This is a genomic window from Eubacterium sp. AF34-35BH, assembly GCF_003477765.1.
GTDB lineage: Bacteria > Bacillota > Clostridia > Lachnospirales > Lachnospiraceae > Eubacterium_G.
The window spans coordinates 178605-198281 of record NZ_QUDZ01000002.1; the positions used below are offsets into that span (position 1 = coordinate 178605).

The following is a 19677-nucleotide window of genomic DNA, read 5'->3' on the forward strand; positions in this document are numbered from 1 at the left end:
CTCCCCTTAGTCTAATAACCTTTCCGTTTATTTTAAAACAATATCGTCTTTTTGTAAATTAATAAAAATTTACTTTTGTCGCATATTTATGCATTCTATACTTCGTTAGTAAATTGTGATTTGAACCCTTCTCCAAATACCTCATTAGCTGTTGTTACTATCATAAATGCATCAGGATCAACTTCTTTTAAAATATTTCTTACTTTTACTAACATTTGTTTTCTCATTACGCACATAATTATTTCTGTTGATTTGTTAGTATAAGCACCCCTGCCCTGAAGCATTGTTACTCCTATGTCTAATTCCTGAAGCATTCTTACTGATATAATTTTTCTTTGTTTACTAATTATATAAACAAGTGTTGCTTCGTCACCAACGTAAATTGCCTTATCCATTGCCAGTGAAGAAACATAAATTGCAATTGCTGCAAAAAGAGCAACTTCCACGTTATTAAAAGCAATGGCTGACGCAATTAAAATTGCCACATCAATAATCATGTATATCTGACCTGTTTTCATATGTGGATGCTTCTGCTTGATAATTTTCACAATAATATCAAGCCCACCTGTTGTTGTATCCATTCTGAACAACACCCCCATTGCAAAACCAAACAACGCACCACCAATAACTGAAGCAAGCATTAAATCGTTAGTTACTGCGTCAATTTTAAATATTGCAGGGAGCGCGTCAATTGCAACTGATGAAACAATCAGTGAATATAAGGTTGATAAAAGAAATTTCTTTCCAAATTTCCATGCCCCTAAAATCATTATTGGCACGTTAATTATAATAATTAACACACCAACTCCCGGCAGCATTGGAAATACTTCTTTTAATATAATGGCTATACCGGAAATTCCTCCAGGTGCCAACTGATTGGGATTTAGAAAAAGTCCTATTCCCAAACCATACATAATTGCTGATAATGTAATAACAACATATCTTATAATAAATTTTACTACTTTATTCTTCATCTTAAATCTCCATCTAAATATAATTCTATTTTTCTTAATCCCTTCCGGTTAATTCTTCTAATATTAAACTAAAAGGCTTATTATTAGAACATCCACATTCTATGAACAAATCCTAATAATAAGCCTTAAAAATAACTAATTACATTTTATCGTCATCAGGTAATTCTATTGTTGGCATGCAACAAGGCATTGGATTTATTGAATTTTCAGCACTTCCTCTTGTAACTGACTTTTCTTCTCTTATTTCCTTCGGATCTTCTTCCACTTCGTTTACCTGCACATTAATATGGCCATCGCCTTTTTTCACGCTTCCATCAAGCATTGCCACTATGTCTTCTATCATTTTATCTTTGTCCATAAGAATACCTCCTATTTATGTACTAATTCTCGATAACAAAAGTATCTGACCAGTTCGTTTTTCTTAACTTGCCTTTGATTTTTTTTGTTCCACGGTAACGTACATAATATACCTTATCGTTTTCTAAATTATTTAACTGAACAGTATTTCCTGTTGTAGTAACAGTTTGTCCACTTTTGAACTTTTTATTTACTGAGTATTCAACTGTGTATTTTGACTTTTTTGCAAGTTTTTCAAATTTCAATGTATTATCTGTAAAACTTAAAACCTTACCTTGTTTCATTGCATACTCACAAATCTGACTTTTTTTACACATCTTCGCCTTGCCACTTCCATAAGCATTGGCTGCCATTAAATACTTGCCATAAAAAGTATCCGTTTTGTACTGTTTAAATCTTTTATGATTCTTAAATTTATCACCTTTTAAAAAGTAATGATATTTATAGTTATTCTGCAAATAAGTTGCATCCCATGTAGAATCAATGTTGTAATAATATTTGCCAACTTTTACAATATTCCATCCATGAAGCTGATTACTTGAATACCCTGGAATTAATCTTGTTTCAAGTCCTAGTTCTTTAAAGAACTTGTATGCCAAAAGGGCATATCCCTGACACACAGCTTCCTTGTTAAACAATGCGGCATAGGCTGTGTAATTAATTCCTTTGCTTGTATTTTTGGCATAGGTTACACTTTTGCAAATATAATCATATACTTTTTTTACCTTTTTGTAGTCACTGGTTTTCTTCTTCAGTTTTAATTTCTTTATAATAGATTTTACTCTTTTATCAACTTGGTTTTGTTGTTTAAGAGTAATTCTATATTTAATATTTAATCTAAAATCGTAATAATAGTATTTCTTTCCATCATTCACTACTGTATTGTAATAATACTTTGCAGAACTGCTTTTAAAATTCCAATACATGTAGTCTCCGCTGTTGCTGTCGCTTGTTTCCCTTATCATTCTTTTACGGATTTTTTCAAAAACAACATTGGCTGAGCTTTCAGTTGTTTTTATGTACAATTGAATATTAGAATTGTGAAGCAAGGCTTTTTTTCTTGCCACATCACCTGCCTGATTAATTGTTAAATACTGCTTTTTGTTATTAACAAGAAGCTTAACATTCTCCTGCGCCGGTATCACAGCAAATTGTTCTTTTTTTTCAGCCGCTCCTGCACTGACAATCCCACTTAAAGACAGCGAAATTGCCAACACAGCTATTATTACTTTTTTATAAATTCTATTAACCATTAGCAGCTCCTTTTAGATGCTGGGAACTTTTTATTTTGCCAGTTTTTTAAACTTTGTCTCGTATGTTACACCACCATATCTAAGCTGTCTTAACATTTTCTTGCCACCCTTTAAAACATAATTATTTTTCTGGTTATGGTATTTCTTAAGTTTGAAATGTAACTGGTATGTTCCTATTGTTATCTGTGTAACCTTATTTTTGCTACTAATTACAGTATCATATCCTAATGTCTTATTATTCTGATCCTTAATTCTTAAGCAAGGTTCTCCTTTAAACAATACAGTTGAAATATAAATTTTGAAAATCTTCTTCTCACCATTTACCGTACCTGTATGTTTCCATGTTCCTGTCCAAAATCTTACTTTGTGTTTAAACTTCTTCATTTGGTTATAAAGAGTTGCGGCCTTCTTGTTATTGCCTTTAATTGAATTAAGCATTGTCATAGCTTCGTCATACTTACCACTCTCTCCAAGTTTCACAGCCTGAGCATAAGTTGAGTCACTTAAGTTAGCTCCATTTGTGAATTTTGAAATACTGTTGTAAAGTTTTAAACCTTCCTCTGACTTACCATTATTAATTAAGGTTTTGGCATACGCATAACCATAAGTTCCATATTCACTAGCGTATGACTTGTCCTTTGCATAAACATTCTTAATAGTATTCCATGCGGTAGTATAATCCTGCTTTAAGTAATATACTTTTGCCATGCCGGCACTTGCCTTATTTACTAATGTAAAATCTGATGCCACATTGGCACTATTCTGGAATAACTTCATTGCCTTGTCGTAATCTTTGCTTTCAAGTGCCTTATTTCCATCATAGTAATCTACAAAAGCTCCTGCCATTTTACCGTATTCTGAACTCTTGTCTGTCTTATAACTTTTTGTAAAATATTCTTCTGCCTTGGTTTCATCTTTTGAATCTAAAGCCTTAAGACCTAAGTTATAATAAGCCTCTGCCAAATATCCTTCACTCTTTAAGAATCCATCCAAATCAGAAAATGACTTAGCTGCCTGTTCGTACTTCTTGTTATCAAGTAATTTCTTTGCTGCCTTGTATTTGTTATTAGGTACTGAAAATACTGCAAAGCCACCGCCTACTGCCGCTAAAATTGCTACAACCACTACACCTGTAATGACATATTTTTTCTTTACAGATTTTCTTCTGTGGGCTTTCTTCTTTTCCACACTCTGACGTCTTTCTTCTGCATTCTTTAACAAAAGATATTTCTGTTCAGATGTTTTTAAAATCTTAGCTGAATCCTTATACCATGAAATACGTTTTAGAATTTCAATGCCGTTTCCCATGTTAATGTAGTCTTCTTTTGCCAAATCTTCTTTTGCTATAACATAATTGTCTTCATAATCTTTAAGTTTTGCTTTTGCAAAAATATCTAAATTATCAATCTCGCCTGTGCTTTCCCATACAGATTCTTCCTTTGACCAAACGCCACCGTTTTCAAAAATAATTCTGTCAATCTGTATTTTAATATCCTTTGTATTTTTGTTAAGCTTAATTAATATATCATTTCCTTTTGACTGTAAATAACCTAAAGCTAAATCAGTATAACTTTGATTTATTGTTTCCTCTTCGCCTTTTTCATTTGTAACAATCAGTCTTAAATTAATTTCTTTGATCGTTTCCTGAAATATATTTGCAAATGTCAAAGTCAAAGAAACTGATTCTTCATCTACCTCCGGAGTTATTTTTCCTTCCTGAAAAATAATAGGGCTACCATATGTCCATAGGTTCTTCTCCAAGTCTTTTGGAATATTTGTCTGTTCAATGTTCTTATTCTCTTCCATTTTTATGCCTCCTATATCAATTTCTCATTTTACCATATTTGAATGTAAAAAAAAAGAACTACCACCAAACATTTTTCAAATGTCTTAGTAGCAGTTCTCTATGATTTACTCAAATTTACTTTTTATACAATTATTAACTTTTAAGCTGAAAAAGGTTTATTTTTTAATCTTTACCTTCTTTGCTTTTGACCATGCGCCGTAAATTTTCTTGCCCTTGTAAACCTTGTACGCTCTAACCTTTACATAGCATGTTTCTTTTTTTCTAAAACCTTTAAGTGTAACTTTTGTCTTTGTTGTCTTTTTATCTACATAACCCTGGAATTTCTTATTGTCACATGTACGAACAATATAACCCTTTGCAGTTTTAACTTTCTTGATTGTTACCTTAACTTTTTTGCCTTTAACATTTTTTATTGAAATTGAAGCCTTTGCAGGTTTTGCCTTTGCAGCTTTCTCTGCTGCAGCCTGCTCTTTTGCCTTTTTGTCTGCTTCTTCCTGTTTTTTCTTTTCTGCGGCAATTTCTGCAGGACTTTTTTCTTTGTAGTATCTTACATAATCGACTTCCATTGTTCTGTTCCAGCTTGTATCATAAGGCGGATTTCCCTGTGCAAGATTACCTCCACAAGCTACGTTAAACAATAAATAGTAATCGTCATTTAAAACACTTCTCCGTCCTGCATAAGTGCCAGTATTTAAATCTGCTGTTGAGAATGTTTCGTTGAAATCTGTTATTCTTACATACCTGTCTGTCCATGTGCCATATACACTTAACAACTGACCATCAATGTAGAAAGCACAAATCTTTCCATCTCTGTAACATCCATATGTATGCCATTCTGTTTTGTTATCAACATTTTTGTTTGTGTAAATGTACTGATCAGCTCCATTCCATTTTGGATAATGAATTGTACTTTGAATATCTGATCTTGTATTGAAAGCTTCCATTATGTCAATTTCACCACATGCAGGCCATTTCTTGCCATTAGTTCCAAGCATCCAAAATGCCGGCCAAATTCCCTTTGATGATGGAATCTTTATTTTTGCTTCAACATACCCTAATCCAATATTAACTTTTCCTGTTCCCGTAATTCTAGCCGATGTCCAATTGTATGTGGTTCCATTAGCTTTTGTTTTTTCAGTTTGCGCTTTGATTTTCATAGTTCCATTAGAGACAGAAACATTTTCTGCCTTGTAGTATTCTTTTTCATTGTTTCCCCAGCCACGGTTTCCATATTCTATACCGTTACCAATTTGTGGTGTCCAATAAGCATCATTTAATGAAGTTCCATCAAATTCATCTGACCATGATAGCTTAAAATTATTTAAGTTAACATCTGATGGTACAGAGTCTGCTGCTGAAACACCAACACACATTGCAAGTGTTGCAACCATTGAAGCTGCTAACAAAACTATTTTTCTCATTATATGCCTCCTAAAATCTAAAACCCTTTCGTAAAAAGAGAGTAACATATAAAAATGTTTTTTTCATTATTGTCTAAAAAACGATACCCTTTTCTAAAAAAAATGTACCTTATCTAAATATAAAAAACCGGCGATTTCAGATGCTCTGTTTTTAATAAACAGTGCTAATCCTCGTCTCCGGTTCTTCATAAGTGTATGTTATTTTACAATGTTACTTTCAATTAAATTGCCTTCCATAAAAGATTTTGCATTCTCCATTGTTGTGTAACTAATTGCCTCTAATGCTTCATCTGTTAGGAATGCCTGATGAGAAGTTACAATTACATTTGGGAAAGACAATAATCTTGAAGTAATTGATGACTCTAAAATATCATCTTCTCTGTTTTCAAATACATTGTCCGTTTCCTCCTCATAAACATCCAAACCTATGCTGTGGAATTTATGCTCTCTTATTCCCTTTATTAAGTCTTCTGTATCAATTAAGGCTCCTCTTGATGTGTTTACTAAAACAACATTATTTTTCATTTTCTTAATTGTCTTTTTGTTTATCATATGGTAAGAATCATCTGTTAAAGGACAGTGAAGGGATATCAAATCACTTCTCTCTAACAGTTCGTCCAATGTTACATACTCAACAAAATCAAGGTCAGGGTTTTCATATATGTCATAAGCAATAACTTTCATGCCAAAACCTTTGCATATACGACACATTGCTGCGCCTATTTTTCCTGTACCGATTATACCTGCTGTCTTGTTATGGAAATTAACACCTGTTAATCCTACCAGACTAAAATTATTCTCTCTTACCTTAATGTATGCCTTATGAATATGTCTGTTACATGCAAGAGCTAAAGCCATTGCGTGTTCAGCAATTGCCTCCGGCGAATATCCCGGCACTCTAAAAACTGTTATACCCACCTGATTACATGCCTTAATATCCACATTATTAAAGCCTGCACATCTTAGGAGAATCAACTTAACCCCATTTTCAGCCAAAGCTTTTATAACATTTTCACTTAAATTAGAATTTACAAATGCACAAACTCCTTCAAACCCTTTTGCATATTTTGCAGTTGCCTCCGAAATATCTGAATCTGTGTATTCTATTTCTATGTTCTTATATTCTCCGGCTACCTTGTCAAAAGACTCTTTGTCATACTTCTTTGCATCATAAAATAAAATCTTCATAATATGCCTCCTACTGCCTCTTTCATAGATTTGTACTTTGTCTGATGATTAAACCCTGGTATTACTACCTTAACCTTACAAAGAAAAGTATAACATTTTTCTATTTTTTGTATGTTGCAAATGCAACATTATCCATGATTTTCTTTTCTTGAATATTTTCTTCAATCATCATATCTTTAACTTTCATTAGACGAATTTGTGTGCTTCGTTCATTTTCATCTAATTTCATTGTTATATATTTTATATTGTCCAAAGCTTCAGGAATTATTACATGCTCAAGCGCATTTACCCTTCTTCTCGTTTTTTCTATTTCTGATGCCATTAGCTGACAGGATTTTTCTACCTGAGCAAGTTTTAACATATCTTCAAACACAGAAGATAATGAATATACTGCATCGTCTAAGTCTCCTGCTGTAAAAGCATATCCGTAAGAGTAAATGTCATTTCCCTTAATATCATTTTTTGTCTGAAATTCAGGAATTTCGACACTCATAACGTTTTTAAACTGCTGCTTTATTTCTAAAGTTTTCCCAGTAGCCATTAATGCGGTGTTTAACACCTGTTCACTCATGCCCGCTCTTGCTACCGCAAATTCCATATTAGCAGCTTTTAATCCTTTTTCAACCTTTAATCTTAAGTCCATGTTTTCTTTTATTAAATCCATAAACTGACGGACAAGTTCGTCTCGTTTATCTTTTAAAAGTTTATGGCCTCTTGTGGCTGACAAAAGTTTCTTTTTTTGTTTTGTTAGTTCCATACGGGTTGGATTCACTCTTGTTCCTGCCATACTCTACCTCGCTTTAAAATCCACTACTTCATTCAACATTCCTTTTCAAGCGATATTCAATTTAACGAAAGCACGCTCCCGCTGCTTCCACCTCGTAGCGGTTCTATCAAGCCGACTTCGCTGCCTTGATGAACCGACGGGTTCCAAGCACTTTCTTTTAAATTTGAATATTGCTTGAAAATATATTGTTGAACGTAACTATTTAATTTGGTTTTAAAATAATCATGCTTATACTTTTTAATATCATTGCTATATGATTTGATTGGATTTTATTCTACATTCTCTATTTGTTGCCTTTGTAGTATTTTTCTAAATATTTGTCGTCTATTCGTTTTAGTTCTGATTTTGGTAGCATTGATAATAGTTCCCAACCTATGTCCATTGTTTCTATTATGGTTCTGTTGGTATCGTAGCCTTGTGATACATATTTTTTCTCGAACTCATCTGCAAACTTGGCATATATTAAGTCTATGTCGGATAAAGCTGCCTCGCCTAAGATTGTCATTAGTTCTTTGGCATCTTTTCCTCTTGCATAAGCTGAGAATAACTGGTTCATTACGTTGCTGTGATCTTCTCTTGTTTTTCCTTCGCCGATACCTTTGTCTTTTAATCTTGATAGAGATGGTAAAACATCAATTGGTGGTGTAATGCCTTTTCTATATAATTCTCTGCTTAAAATAATCTGACCTTCTGTGATATATCCTGTTAAGTCAGGGATTGGATGAGTCTTGTCATCTTCTGGCATTGTTAAAATGGGTATCATTGTTATACTACCGTTTGAGCCTTTTCTTCTTCCTGCGCGTTCATATAAAGTTGCCAGGTCAGTGTACATGTATCCCGGATAACCTCTACGTCCCGGAACTTCTTTTCTTGCTGCTGAAACTTCTCTTAAGGCATCAGCGTAGTTTGTAATATCTGTTATTATTACAAGAACATGCATGTCTTTTTCAAAGGCTAAGTATTCGGCTGCTGTTAGTGCCATTCTTGGTGTGGCAATACGCTCAACTGCCGGATCATTTGCCAGGTTCATAAACATTACTGTTCTGTCAATTGCCCCTGTTTCCTTAAAGCTGTTTACAAAATAATTTGACTCTTCAAATGTAATACCAACTGCTGCGAATACTACTGCGAAAGGTTCATCTGTTCCTATAACTTTTGCCTGTTTTGCAATCTGCGCTGCCAGGTTAGCATGTGGCAAACCTGAGGCTGAAAAAATTGGTAGTTTCTGTCCTCTAACCAATGTGTTCAAACCATCAATTGCAGAAATACCTGTCTGAATAAATTCTGACGGATAATTTCTTGCTGCCGGATTCATTGCAATACCATTAATGTCTTTTCTTTCATCAGGTAGAATGTCCGGTCCTTTATCTATTGGATTTCCAAGTCCGTCAAATACTCGACCAAGCATATCCATTGAAACTCCAAGTTCCATGCTTCGTCCAAGAAATCTTACTTTACTGTTAGAAAGATTAATACCTGTAGAAGCTTCAAACAACTGAACTAATGCGTTAGTTCCATTTACTTCCAATACTTTACAACGACGGGTTTCACCGTTTGCAAGTTCAATTTCACCTAATTCGTCATAGGTTACCCCTTCAACATCTCTAACTAACATTAAAGGGCCGGCAACTTCCTGAATAGTTCTATATTCCTTTGGCATATTAGTCTTCCTCCTTACTTAAAGCATTTGCGATTTCAAGAGATAACTGATTATTAATTCTGTCAAATTCACTCTCAATATTATCTTCGTGTGTATATTTAAAACGACCAATGGCTTCTCTTACAGGCATTTTTATAAGGTCATTTATATTTGCACCTTTGTTTAGTGCATCCATTGCCTCCTCATAAAATCCCATAACCAATTTCATCATCATGTTCTGTTTTTCCAAAGATGTATAAGTGTCAACTTCATGGAACGAGTTCTGATGTAAATAATCCTCTCTTATGGAACGGGCAGCTTCCATTTTCAAACGGTCAGGTGCAGACAAGGCATCCATACCTACCATTTTTACTATTTCTTCCAACTCTGCTTCTTCCTGAAGTAAAGTCATTAACTTTTGTCTTAAAATAAGCCAGTCCTTATCAACATTTTCCGTAAACCATGAACCAATACTGTCAATATAAAGTGAATAACTTGTAAGCCAGTTAATTGCCGGGAAATGTCTCTTGTAAGCCAAGGCTGAATCAAGTCCCCAGAATACTTTTACAATACGAAGTGTAGCCTGTGATACCGGTTCTGAAATATCACCACCTGGAGGTGATACGGCTCCAATAACTGACAAGGCTCCGTCTCTGCCTTCTTTTCCAAGTGTTACAACGTCACCTGCTCTTTCATAAAACTGTGCAAGTCTACTTCCTAAGTATGCAGGATAGCCTTCCTCACCGGGCATTTCTTCAAGTCGGCCTGACATTTCACGAAGAGCCTCTGCCCATCTTGAAGTTGAATCAGCCATAAGGGCTACTGAATATCCCATATCTCTAAAATATTCTGCAATTGTTATACCTGTATAAATTGAAGCCTCTCTTGCCGCTACAGGCATATCAGATGTGTTTGCAATTAAAACTGTGCGCTCCATTAACGATTCGCCTGTTTTTGGATCTTTTAACTCAGGAAATTCATTAAGTACGTCAGTCATTTCATTTCCACGCTCACCGCAACCAATGTAAACTACAATGTCTGCCTCTGCCCATTTTGCCAGCTGATGCTGGATTACTGTTTTACCACTACCAAAAGGTCCGGGAACTGCTGCCACACCACCTCTTGCTATAGGAAATAATGTATCAACAACTCTCTGTCCTGTAATTAATGGCTTGTTAGGATTTTTCTTTTCCTTGTAAGGACGTCCCTTTCGTACAGGCCATTTTTGCATTAATGTGATTTCCTGCTCACCTTTTTCAGTTTTAATTGTGGCAACTACATCTGTAACAAAATAATTTCCTGACTTTATGCTTGTTACTTCACCTTTCACTCCGTATGGAACCATTATTTTCTGTGTAACCACAGGAGTTTCTTTTACTGTACCTAAAATATCCCCTTCTTCAACTACATCTCCAACCTTTGCAGTTGCTTCAAAATCCCATTTCAATTCACGTTTAAGAGATGGTACCTGAACTCCTCTTTCTAATAGGCTACCCGACACTTTCATAATGTCATCTAACGGTCTTTGTATACCATCATATATACTTCCAATTAGTCCGGGTCCCAATTCTACAGACATAGGCGCTCCTGTTGAAACTACAGGTTCACCGGGACCAAGCCCTGCTGTTTCTTCATAAACCTGTATTGACGCCTGATCACCATGCATTTCTATAATTTCACCAATTAGTTCTTTGTCACTAACACGAACCACATCAAACATATTGGCATCACGCATTCCATCAGCAATAACCAATGGACCTGCCACTTTTCTGATTACTCCCTTGCTATATTCCATATTCTGTCCTTTCCGGTTCAAATATTATTTTCCAAAAACAATATCTGAGCCAATTGCCTTTTCTACCGAATCCTTAACTCCTTTAACTCCTGCGCCTGTGTTGCCTTTAACTCCCGGAATTAAAATAATTGCCGGAGTAACTAATTCACTAAATTTTTCAATTTCACTTTTTATTTCTTCCGCCAGCGATTCAGTAATATATATTATCGGATAGTTTCCATTTGCCAGCTTTTTAAGTATTGCTTCCGCCTTTGCCTTTTCATCCACCGGGTAAATATCAAGCCCCAATGCCTGAAAACCATATATACTATCGTAATCGCCCATTACTGCTACTTTAAGCATACATTTCCCTTACCCTTTCTTTTATAAAGTCATTGTCAAAACCGTTTAACTTTCCTGACATGATAATTTTCACTGTTTTAATTTCATTTTCTCTTGCAATAACATACGCAACTATTGGACCAACGGAAAAAGAATTATATTTTTCACTTTTTATATCTTCAATAATTTTGTTATCGCACCAACATTCGAAAACTGATTTTGATTTTTTTAGTGCTATAGCAAGATCTCCAAAGCCTGAATTTTCCAAGTATTCAAGAACACCTTCAAGGCCACCGTCAACTGCTTTTATTAAATCAGTTATGCTTACTCCGTTACATGGAACAAGGCATTTTTTTACAAACTCGCTGTCCTTTCCTGTTGCTGCACATCTTACGGCAATTTTGATATTAGCAATTGTTACCTGAGAATCTGCGTATTTTCTAATTAACTGATTATCAGACTCATTGCCAGCCTTTTTTATAGCCTCTAAAGTTGCCTTATCAATTAACACATCACACAACTGACCGTTGCCTGATTTTAAAAGAATCTCCGTTGCTTCTTTTGCAACTCCTGCCATGTTATCAGGTAGTTTGCCGTATTCTCCCTGACGGATTACATCCTTTAAGAATTCAGGTTCAATCTTACAGCCTGCCATAAAAATATTTTCCGTTTCATCTTCTGTGCAAACCTGTTTTATTGCTGCCTTTAAATTGTGGAACTCATCCTTGATTGTCAGTATGGAAACTACTTTTTCATCTTTTACCAAATCATCCAAAACTCTTTTTGTCTTCTCTGATTCTTCATTAAGCATATGTTCCAAAGTTTCATCTAAATGACCTTCTCCCCAACCTTTGTCTCTCAAAAATGTCATGCACTGGTCATAGGTTTCCAAATTCAACAAAGCCTGTATGGTGTCATTGCCAAACAAACTACTTTCAAGGGCTCGTATTCTTGCAACACCGTAGGTATAATCCATTTCCATAGTGTTTCCTCCTAATATATTTTCTCCTATCCAAATAGTTCTCTGTTAGCTATGTCTTTTAACCTGTCTAGCTGACCATTAAACAAAGCTTTAATCTGACAGTTTTCTTCAATGTCTCCGTAAACAAGAACAAAGCCGTTTTCTACATTGTCCCTGCTATCTTCAATGGTAATACTGCCATTTTTTTCTTTTGCTATCTTCTCTATTTTCTTAACAAAATCTTCAGGCATTCTGTCTTTGTCGCTTGTGCTAATGTACATTACACCCGTGCCACTTTGCACATTTTTATTAAATAACTTTTCAAGAAAATCAAAATATTCTGTTGCGTCTAAATTTTCTATTTTGCAAATTGCACTTTCGATTACATCGTTTATACATTTTTGTTTATTATTTAGAATTGCATTTCTTTCTCTAAAACCGGCAGAAGATTTTGTTTTTTCTTTGTATAGCTTTCTTGAGGCAAGAGATTTTTTTTCAAATCCCTTAATTTCTTTTTCAATCTCAATTTTTGCCTCTTCCATCTGTGCATTACAGAAATCATCTGCTTCTTTTAAAATAGCATCTGCTTCTTCTTTAGCACTTGCCTGGATTTCTTTTATAATATTATTCAATCCACTCATACACTTCTCCCATTTACTCTAATATGTTAATGTGTAATTTTTATAATGCGATACCGTTAATTGCAAGGAATGAAATAAGTAATGCAAGAATTGCATAAGTTTCAACCATTGCAGGGAAAAGCATTGCCTTTGCAAACTGTTCCGGTCTTTTTGCTATAATACCAATACTAGCGGCTGCTGTTTTGCCCTGATGTTTTCCAGAAACAAGACCAACAATTGCAATTGGTAAACATGCTGCCAAAATTTCAAGTCCCTGTAACGCTGAAATACTTACTGCATTTCCACCGATAATTCCGATTTTTGATAAAGTTACGAAGCCGATTAACAAACCATAAAGTCCCTGAGTACCAGGTAGTAACTGCATTACTAATACTTTAGCAAACTTTGATGGATCTTCTGTCATAACGCCTGAGGCAGCCTGACCTGCCGTACCTACTCCAATTGCTGAGCCCATACCTGCCATTAGCACTGCAAGAGCCGCTCCTAATAAAGCATAAAATAAACCTAAATTATTAAAAAATTCTCCCATAACTAATTCTCCTTTACTTTCACGTATTTTGTATTTTCCTTAAATGGCTTAAACTCTCTACTTCCACCTTCAAAGAATTTTCCGAAAAATTCCACATACTGAAGTCTGTTTGTATGAACATAAGCACCTAATAAATTAATTGCCATATTAAATGTATGACCAATAATGAAAATAACAATAAACATTATCACACCAACTACCGACTTGCCGCCCATGGCTGCCATTGTATTAATAACCTGTGCAATTACACCTGTCGCAAGTCCCAAAGCCAAAAGTCTTGAGTACGATAACAAATCACTAAGCCAGCTTGTTGTATCATAAAGACTATATGCTCCAAGTAGTAATCTCTTAACAGGGTTCTTTGCCCTTCTTCCTGCCATTAAAAGTATTCCAACCATGCCACCAATAGCCATAACCTTTGCCAGCATATTAGCCCAAGCCGGAAATACTATTGTTGTTCCTGCAAGAGATGCAAAAATTGATGTTGGCACTAACAATAAAATTAAGCCTATTAAAAATACATACCAAAGCACTACGTCACATACAAATGACATAACATCTTTTTGTTTTAGCATCATGTAGCCTTTAATTCCAAGGCCAACAAACAAATGTATAATTCCGAAAATCATGCAATAAATCAACATTCTCATTGGTTGCTCTATAGGAGTAAACCACAATGCGGGTATTGTTATTTTTACACCAAAGAAGGTGCTACCAATAACAGTTATTGCATCACCAAAATATCCACCAAAAAGTATGCCCCATATTAAAGTTGAAATTCCACAGTTCTTAAACATTCGTAATGTTTTCCCCATGGATTCTTCCATGTTAGGAAACTTTTTAAGCGCCCATAAACAACCAAGAAACATAAGCAAGCCGTAAGCTGCATCACTTAACATTATTCCAAAAAAGAAATAATAGAAAAATGCCGTAATTAATGTTGGATCAATTTCTGTTTTTGTTGGATAACCAAAAGAAGTTACAACTCCTTCAACTGCTCCTGCTGTTTTACTGTTAGATAAAAGAACAGGTACATCTTCGTTATCCTTTGGTGCTTCCACATCTATTGCCACAGTGTAGTCATTTTCCAAGTTCATTCTTAAACTTTCAATCTCTTTCTTTGGAATAAAACCTGTAACAAAAAATGTATGTTTTGTTTGAAGAATTTCTCCCAAAGCTCTATATTTTTCGGCTCTGATTGTGTAATAATCTGAAATTTCCTTTAGTTCAATTCTTCTTTCACTATATTCTTTTATTTTATTTTTGATTTCCTGTATTTCATTATCAAGAATAGTAATAACTTTTTCTCTCTTTTTTACCGATTCTTTTGGAAGATGGCTGGTCATAATAGGTGGTCTGTTAAAGCCCACCCCCCTAAGTGCCTTCTCCGTTTTTTCTTCGTCCTGTTTCAGAAATACTACTGCTATATAAGTTTGAAACTTATCTGAACTAAAAATCTGAGCGTACGTGGACTTTGGCAGTTCCTCCAAGCTCTCTAATCTGTTAATCAGTTGATTCTCCGTATAAGTTCCTAAAATAGTTCCAAGTAAAAATCCTGTTTTCTTTGTTCCTTTATAATTCATTGGAACATCAAGTTCTGCCCATGGCTTAAGGGCTTCTATTTCGTCATAACGTCTTGCTTTTTCAGCAATCTTTTCATCTACCGCTTTATTTAACTGAATAATATCTTTTGCCACACTCATTATTTCCTGTTGATTCTCAGTAGACTTCTTAAATTCACTTATTCCAATTTCTTTCTTTCCTTCTAAACTTGAAAACATTGATGTTTTTTCCGGATAGAATTTTTCAAGAATGTTAAGTGCATTTTCCGCTAATGCCGCATTCCTTTGAAAAATTGAAATCTGTGTTGCTGTATTTACTTTTTGAAAAACAGAGTCTTTATTTTCAGTTTCATGTATTTCCAGACAGCCTTTTCTCTGTAAAAATTCAAGAATTTTCTTTCTATCCTTTTTTAAAGCACAAATGTTTATTTTGCGCATTTCTAAAACTGCCATAATACCTCCTAACTTTTAAGCCAATGCCTGTATTACTGCTTTAATTGCGTTGTCCTTCCTTTCTTTTGCCAAATCTCTAAGTTCCATTACCTTCATTTGGATTTCCTTGTCCATTTCCAAATCATAGTTTTTGCATTCTGAAACTACTTCATCCATTGCCTTCTTAGCTTCTTCCTGTGCTTTCGTCAACTTTTCTTTTCTAAGTTGTGCCTTCATTGAATCTAATTCTGCTTTCCTTCCTGCTGCGTTATCCTTTGCCACCTGAATCTGCTTCTCCGCTTCCATCTCAGCTACTCGTACAGCATCAATAGTTTCCTTTATCATACTTATCCCTTCCTTTCTAAAAATCCTTCGCTTATACTCCTCCTAAAGTTACCTTATAAATTTTATAATAGTCTGTCTCTTTTTTATATACAAGTTCCAATTTACGTCAATTGTATATAAACCTTACATATTGTATATTTTGTCTTTTATCCGTACCAAATTCTTGTTTTATTATATCATAATTTAGTTTTTTTATGTGGTTATTTTTAATATTATGGGAGAATTTATGTGAGTTTAAAAGCCTACCTATATAATTTTTAAGCCTATATTTTCTTTATTTTCCGCCAAATTGTAACATTTTCTTTCTTGTTTGTAATATTTTTGTAATATTTGTCTTGATTTTGTAACAAGTATGTGTTAGTATATGGCTAATTCATTTAAGAAAGAAGGTTAGGAATTAATATGAGCAGAAAAATGCATATCATACCATCACTAACAATGTCGTTAGTTCTTATGACATGTGTAATTACAAAAGCAAATGACAATTCTAATAATACAAATATTTTAATTAACGAAAATGTAACGGCTACAAGCCATACTGATGGAGTAACAACTCTCACAAACATTGAAGCAACCACTAATGAAAATACTACAACTAATACGTATGACACCTTTGCCCCTAAAACTTATGTTAAAGGCATTTCCGATACAAAAACCGGAATCAAAATCACTTGGAAAAAGGTCAATGTTTCAAAGTACAAAATTTACCGAAGCAAAAAAAAATCAAAAGGCTACAAGCCTGTAAAAACTATTAAAAGTAAGAAAACTACAAGTTACACAGACAAAAGTATAAAGAGTAACACAACTTATTATTACAAAATAAAAACATATAGTCCAAACACTAATACTTCAGTTTCTAAGCCTGTAAAATACAAGACATCTTACAAGAAACTGAAAATCAACTTTAATAAACAGTTAAAGAAATTAATTACCAATAATGTAAACAAACATTATCCATGTAATGTTTTAGTGAAAAAATATGTTGAGTCATCTGGCACAAAAGTTAAAACTTCAAAGGAAGTTACTAATTTCAAATTACAGGGCAGTCCTACTGCTAACAGTTGGAAAAACGGCTACGCAAAAGTTTCTTATAATTATTCATTAAAACAAAGCACTTATAAGAAATCAGGAAAAGTCAAATCCACTACATATCCTGTTAAATCATCAGGTTTAACCCACACTGCTGTTACTTCTACTAATGATATTGATTCATTAGATGCGGGAGATATCATTGCCTATAGTAAAGGCGGCCGGGCAACACACGTTGCTGTCTATATTGGTCGCTTTGATTCTAAATCAGACCTTGTTGAATATTTAAACACTGAAGTTGGTATTAAATGTTCAAAGAATACAAGTTGGATTAAGTCATGGAATGGCAACTGCAAGCACTGGGTTATCCAGGGTGGTATGGGAAATGGTAATCAGGTTTATATTTGCAACAACGCTAACACTACTACAACCGGTAGCGGAGCAAGCACAATTTCTCATTCAATTTCATTGTTGAAATAACACCAGTGTATTACTCAATAATAATAATAATAAATGTTAAGTAACTACACAATTTTGTAACTATATTCATAGTTTCATAAAAGTAAAAAAGAACCACAGCAATAACTATATCCGGAATTTTTTCTAGTTATGGTTATTCCCTTGGTTCTTTTTTATATGCTGTTTTTTATGCATTATTTCTTTATATATATATATATATTTTTTTTTTTTTTTGGCAGATTAGTTCTTTATACATTATTTTTTGCAGATAACTTCCTATTTCATAAAGAGAAAACAAATGCTACAATAATATATGAAAATGTTAGAAAAGAGGTATTTGTGATGAATAATGAATATGAACAAGCTGAACCTAAAAAGAACATTGACGAAAAAATAGAACGTGATTACGACAGGTCTATTAACATGTGGAATGATGTTTATTCCAAATGCCAAATCATAGATTTAAAAGGTAAGTCTCTTTCTGTTGAGCCAATGTTCGATATATGTCTGGATATTTTTGCAAGCAAATGCAAAAACATATTAGATTTTGGTTGTGGTACAGGGGATGTTCTTTTCCAATGTTATGAATTTGGAAACATGGATTCAGGTCTTGGTATTGATTTATCTGAAACAGGCATCAATTTTGCCAAAGAATTTGCAACCGTAAACAAATACACTAACCTTAATTTTGAGATGGGAGATATTTCATATTTTGATAATTATAACGGCAAACCTTTTGACGGAATCATACTGTCAAACGTTCTAGATGTTATGCCAAAAGATATTGCCTTAAAGACTTTTAAAGGTCTTACAAAACTTCTCGCCCCAAAGGGACTTATGTTTGTAAAATTAAATCCATTTTACGAAAAGACAGATATGAAGCAGTGGGGGTTTACTCAAATTAAAGATAATCTTTTTGAAGAAAACGGTATTCTTCGCTATAGAGAATTAGACACTGCCTCCTGGAAACAAAGTTTTGAGAAGCACTATGAAATCATAAGATATCTGGAATTTCCATATCCTTGGCAGGAAGGCATGAATCGCCTGTTTTTATTACAGAAGAAATAATTTACATAAAAGTACCGATCCTTAGTTATATGAACATGTATTGAAATCAGCATATCCATACCTAATAAGGGTCGGTACTTTTTATTATAATATTCTATTATTCCAATCTTCTAAAATTCTTATATTGCACTATCTCAATTCTATAAAACTCTTATATTTCATAGGCTAAAATTATGCCACCCATTTCAGCATAAAAACTACATAACCCACTTGTTGGCATGGTTTCTACCTTGCCAACTTCTGTGTGTTCACGTAAATTGTCTAACAAGAACTGAACTTTTTCTTTGTTAAAGCACTGACTTATAACAAGATTGCCACCCTTATATCCATTGGCAAGCATATCCTGAACAGTCTTTTTGTAAATAGCATCTTTTCCTCTAATTTTTCTTAACAACTCGATTTTTCCTTCACTTGAACCCTGACCTAAAATCTTAATGCCAAGCATTCCTGCAAGTTTGCCACTTAAGGCACTTACACGACCATTTTTTACAAGATTGTCGATTGATTCCAAAATAAAGAATGTTTTAATTTTTGTTTTATACTCTTCAACTGCTTCAACTATTTCTTCAAAAGATTTTTCTTTTGCGATCAGTTCCTGAATCTTTCTTACAATAAGTGTTAAGCCGGCTCCTGCTGACTTCGAATCGAATATGTGGATTTTCTTTTCAGGCTCATCTTCTAATGCCATGTGTTTTCCAACTGACGCACTACTATAACTGCCTGACAACTCACCTGAAATAGTAACCGCAAACACTTCATCTGCCTGCCTAAAAGCATTATACCATTCCTCAGGACTTGGTGCTGCACTCCCACTTGTTCCATGATATGATTTCATGTCTTCCATAAAAGATTTAATGTCCAAATTAAAATCGTCTACATATTCCCTCTCCCCTACTCTTAATCTAAGTGGAACTCTATCCATGTATATATTATTTTCAGTTTTATTTTCTATTACCAAATCGCAACTTGAATCCACGATTACTGCATATTTCATATTAGTCTCCTCTCGACAGCAATATTATCTTTTCTACAAAAAATATGTGATGTAGTATTCATTACTACATACTATTGTACTATTATCTTTGTTATGCTACAATTTACATAAATGT

General features: G+C 34.0%; 18 protein-coding genes. 2 read left to right on the forward strand and 16 right to left on the reverse strand.

Translation table 11 applies throughout. The features are described from left to right. Nucleotides 1-95: 95 nt before the first annotated feature. From DWZ69_RS02860 to DWZ69_RS02930, 15 genes are all read right to left on the reverse strand, one after another. Nucleotides 96-974: a YitT family protein gene (locus tag DWZ69_RS02860; RefSeq protein WP_117998562.1), complete on the reverse strand. Its 879-nt coding sequence runs from the start codon at nt 972-974 to the stop codon at nt 96-98. Between the two features lie 139 nt (nt 975-1113). Beyond that, a complete protein-coding gene (locus DWZ69_RS02865; RefSeq protein WP_117998565.1) occupies nt 1114-1332 on the reverse strand; it encodes a hypothetical protein in 219 nt (72 codons plus the stop codon). A gap of 22 nt (nt 1333-1354) precedes the next feature. Further along, a complete protein-coding gene (locus DWZ69_RS02870) occupies nt 1355-2584 on the reverse strand; it encodes a transglutaminase domain-containing protein (RefSeq protein ID WP_117998568.1) in 1230 nt (409 codons plus the stop codon). 30 nt (nt 2585-2614) lie between these two features. Then, the gene (locus DWZ69_RS02875; RefSeq protein ID WP_117998571.1) at nt 2615-4390 is read right to left on the reverse strand and encodes a tetratricopeptide repeat protein; all 1776 of its coding nucleotides are present in this window, start codon (nt 4388-4390) and stop codon (nt 2615-2617) included. Between the two features lie 156 nt (nt 4391-4546). Beyond that, complete coding sequence (locus DWZ69_RS02880; protein ID WP_158561027.1) at nt 4547-5812, reverse strand: glycoside hydrolase family 16 protein; 1266 nt, start codon at nt 5810-5812, stop codon at nt 4547-4549. Nucleotides 5813-6010: 198 nt separating this feature from the next. Next, nucleotides 6011-7000, reverse strand: a complete 990-nt coding sequence (locus DWZ69_RS02885) for a 2-hydroxyacid dehydrogenase (protein ID WP_117998577.1) — start codon at nt 6998-7000, stop codon at nt 6011-6013. Nucleotides 7001-7100: 100 nt separating this feature from the next. Next, nucleotides 7101-7787 (reverse strand): V-type ATP synthase subunit D, encoded by a 687-nt coding sequence (locus DWZ69_RS02890; RefSeq protein ID WP_117998580.1) that lies wholly within the window; start codon nt 7785-7787, stop codon nt 7101-7103. 283 nt (nt 7788-8070) lie between these two features. Next, nucleotides 8071-9447, reverse strand: a complete 1377-nt coding sequence (locus DWZ69_RS02895; RefSeq protein ID WP_117998584.1) for a V-type ATP synthase subunit B — start codon at nt 9445-9447, stop codon at nt 8071-8073. Nucleotide 9448: 1 nt separating this feature from the next. Further along, nucleotides 9449-11221: a V-type ATP synthase subunit A gene (locus DWZ69_RS02900; protein WP_117998587.1), complete on the reverse strand. Its 1773-nt coding sequence runs from the start codon at nt 11219-11221 to the stop codon at nt 9449-9451. 24 nt (nt 11222-11245) lie between these two features. After that, a complete protein-coding gene (locus DWZ69_RS02905; protein WP_022165518.1) occupies nt 11246-11563 on the reverse strand; it encodes a V-type ATP synthase subunit F in 318 nt (105 codons plus the stop codon). Then, on the reverse strand, nt 11556-12524 hold the full coding sequence (locus DWZ69_RS02910; protein WP_117998589.1) for a V-type ATPase subunit: 969 nt from the start codon (nt 12522-12524) through the stop codon (nt 11556-11558). The genes DWZ69_RS02905 and DWZ69_RS02910 overlap by 8 nt, the downstream gene beginning before the upstream one ends. A gap of 26 nt (nt 12525-12550) precedes the next feature. Continuing rightward, nucleotides 12551-13144 (reverse strand): V-type ATP synthase subunit E, encoded by a 594-nt coding sequence (locus tag DWZ69_RS02915; RefSeq protein ID WP_117998591.1) that lies wholly within the window; start codon nt 13142-13144, stop codon nt 12551-12553. 40 nt (nt 13145-13184) lie between these two features. Beyond that, nucleotides 13185-13673: a V-type ATP synthase subunit K gene (locus tag DWZ69_RS02920; RefSeq protein WP_022165521.1), complete on the reverse strand. Its 489-nt coding sequence runs from the start codon at nt 13671-13673 to the stop codon at nt 13185-13187. A gap of 2 nt (nt 13674-13675) precedes the next feature. Beyond that, nucleotides 13676-15688 carry a V-type ATP synthase subunit I gene (locus tag DWZ69_RS02925; RefSeq protein ID WP_117998593.1) on the reverse strand — a complete coding sequence of 671 codons (2013 nt, stop codon included), beginning with the start codon at nt 15686-15688 and terminating at the stop codon, nt 13676-13678. Between the two features lie 15 nt (nt 15689-15703). Next, nucleotides 15704-16012: a hypothetical protein gene (locus DWZ69_RS02930; protein ID WP_117998595.1), complete on the reverse strand. Its 309-nt coding sequence runs from the start codon at nt 16010-16012 to the stop codon at nt 15704-15706. Between the two features lie 402 nt (nt 16013-16414). Here DWZ69_RS02930 and DWZ69_RS02935 point away from each other — a divergent pair, with 402 nt between their 5' ends. Together DWZ69_RS02935 and DWZ69_RS02940 are read left to right on the forward strand one after the other, a co-directional pair. Next, nucleotides 16415-17521 (forward strand): fibronectin type III domain-containing protein, encoded by a 1107-nt coding sequence (locus tag DWZ69_RS02935; protein WP_117998596.1) that lies wholly within the window; start codon nt 16415-16417, stop codon nt 17519-17521. Nucleotides 17522-17842: 321 nt separating this feature from the next. After that, entirely contained in the window at nt 17843-18568 is a 726-nt protein-coding gene (locus tag DWZ69_RS02940) for a class I SAM-dependent methyltransferase (RefSeq protein ID WP_158561028.1), read from the forward strand. Nucleotides 18569-18719: 151 nt separating this feature from the next. Here DWZ69_RS02940 and DWZ69_RS02945 read toward each other — a convergent pair whose 3' ends face one another. After that, nucleotides 18720-19562: a DegV family protein gene (locus tag DWZ69_RS02945; protein WP_117998598.1), complete on the reverse strand. Its 843-nt coding sequence runs from the start codon at nt 19560-19562 to the stop codon at nt 18720-18722. Between the last annotated feature and the right edge of the window lie 115 nt (nt 19563-19677).

Bases quoted from the DNA above. Each gene is read 5' to 3' on its own strand.
- DWZ69_RS02910 (WP_117998589.1), bottom strand. From the start codon at position 12,524: ATGGAAATGGATTATACCTACGGTGTTGCAAGAATACGAGCCCTTGAA.
- DWZ69_RS02885 (WP_117998577.1), bottom strand. From the start codon at position 7,000: ATGAAGATTTTATTTTATGATGCAAAGAAGTATGACAAAGAGTCTTTT.
- DWZ69_RS02880 (WP_158561027.1), bottom strand. From the start codon at position 5,812: ATGAGAAAAATAGTTTTGTTAGCAGCTTCAATGGTTGCAACACTTGCA.
- DWZ69_RS02895 (WP_117998584.1), bottom strand. From the start codon at position 9,447: ATGCCAAAGGAATATAGAACTATTCAGGAAGTTGCCGGCCCTTTAATG.
- DWZ69_RS02940 (WP_158561028.1), top strand. From the start codon at position 17,843: ATGAATAATGAATATGAACAAGCTGAACCTAAAAAGAACATTGACGAA.
- DWZ69_RS02945 (WP_117998598.1), bottom strand. From the start codon at position 19,562: ATGAAATATGCAGTAATCGTGGATTCAAGTTGCGATTTGGTAATAGAA.
- DWZ69_RS02870 (WP_117998568.1), bottom strand. From the start codon at position 2,584: ATGGTTAATAGAATTTATAAAAAAGTAATAATAGCTGTGTTGGCAATT.
- DWZ69_RS02900 (WP_117998587.1), bottom strand. From the start codon at position 11,221: ATGGAATATAGCAAGGGAGTAATCAGAAAAGTGGCAGGTCCATTGGTT.
- DWZ69_RS02920 (WP_022165521.1), bottom strand. From the start codon at position 13,673: ATGGGAGAATTTTTTAATAATTTAGGTTTATTTTATGCTTTATTAGGA.
- DWZ69_RS02905 (WP_022165518.1), bottom strand. From the start codon at position 11,563: ATGCTTAAAGTAGCAGTAATGGGCGATTACGATAGTATATATGGTTTT.
- DWZ69_RS02875 (WP_117998571.1), bottom strand. From the start codon at position 4,390: ATGGAAGAGAATAAGAACATTGAACAGACAAATATTCCAAAAGACTTG.
- DWZ69_RS02860 (WP_117998562.1), bottom strand. From the start codon at position 974: ATGAAGAATAAAGTAGTAAAATTTATTATAAGATATGTTGTTATTACA.
- DWZ69_RS02935 (WP_117998596.1), top strand. From the start codon at position 16,415: ATGAGCAGAAAAATGCATATCATACCATCACTAACAATGTCGTTAGTT.
- DWZ69_RS02865 (WP_117998565.1), bottom strand. From the start codon at position 1,332: ATGGACAAAGATAAAATGATAGAAGACATAGTGGCAATGCTTGATGGA.
- DWZ69_RS02915 (WP_117998591.1), bottom strand. From the start codon at position 13,144: ATGAGTGGATTGAATAATATTATAAAAGAAATCCAGGCAAGTGCTAAA.
- DWZ69_RS02890 (WP_117998580.1), bottom strand. From the start codon at position 7,787: ATGGCAGGAACAAGAGTGAATCCAACCCGTATGGAACTAACAAAACAA.
- DWZ69_RS02925 (WP_117998593.1), bottom strand. From the start codon at position 15,688: ATGGCAGTTTTAGAAATGCGCAAAATAAACATTTGTGCTTTAAAAAAG.
- DWZ69_RS02930 (WP_117998595.1), bottom strand. From the start codon at position 16,012: ATGATAAAGGAAACTATTGATGCTGTACGAGTAGCTGAGATGGAAGCG.